The sequence below is a fragment of the Burkholderia sp. Bp9143 genome (assembly GCF_003853645.1).
Classification (GTDB): domain Bacteria; phylum Pseudomonadota; class Gammaproteobacteria; order Burkholderiales; family Burkholderiaceae; genus Burkholderia.
In genome coordinates this window covers 1-382 of the sequence record NZ_QTPO01000179.1, presented here as the reverse complement: position 1 = coordinate 382, position 382 = coordinate 1, and the positions used below count along the sequence as shown (strand labels likewise).

At 62.6% G+C, this 382-nt stretch carries 1 protein-coding gene; it reads left to right on the top strand.

Annotated elements, in window-relative coordinates:
* Positions 1-382: NAD(P)/FAD-dependent oxidoreductase (locus DIE23_RS39240; RefSeq protein WP_409364283.1), on the top strand; the 382-nt coding region annotated here is incomplete at both ends.

Sequence of the window (382 nt, the reverse complement as noted above, 5' to 3'; positions counted from 1 at the left end):
AGCCGACCGAGAACTTCCAGCTCGGCATGGAGCTGCACGCGAAGTACACGCTGTTCGCCGAAGGCTGCCGCGGCCACTTGGGCCGCCAGCTGATCTCGAAGTTCAAGCTCGACGCAAACGCCGATCCGCAGGCCTACGGGATCGGCATCAAGGAACTGTGGGAAATCGATCCGGCCAAGCACAAGCCCGGCCTCGTGATCCACACGGCCGGCTGGCCGCTGAAGTCCGATACGTACGGCGGCTCGTTCCTGTATCACATGGACAACAACCAGGTCGTGGTCGGCTTCGTGGTGGGCCTGGGCTATACGAACCCGTACCTGTCGCCGTTCGAGGAATTCCAGCGCTACAAGACGCATCCGTCGATCCGCGCGTTCCTCGAAGG